This window comes from Paenibacillus sp. F024 (assembly GCF_057814255.1).
Genome location: NZ_JBVASZ010000202.1, coordinates 1 through 255 on the forward strand (window position 1 = coordinate 1; position 255 = coordinate 255).

Here is a 255-nt window from a genome sequence, read left to right on the forward strand (position 1 = left end):
TCACCTTTCCCTCACGGTACTGCTTCACTATCGGTCACCAGGGAGTATTTAGCCTTGGCAGATGGTCCTGCCGGATTCCCACGAGGTTTCACGTGTCTCGCGGTACTCGGGATCCGTCTAGGGTTTTTGCAGCCTTTCAGCTACAGGGCTGTTACCTTCTTTGGCCGGCCTTTCCAGACCGCTTCGCCTACGCTGCTCAACCCACCTTGACGTCCCACAACCCCAGGGAGCAAGCCCCCTGGTTTGGGCTAATCC

The 255-nt window shown here is 57.6% G+C and carries 1 rRNA gene; it reads right to left on the reverse strand.

From position 1 onward, the window contains the following. Positions 1 to 255: ribosomal RNA gene (locus ACZYR9_RS27965) — 23S ribosomal RNA — on the reverse strand; the annotation flags it as partial.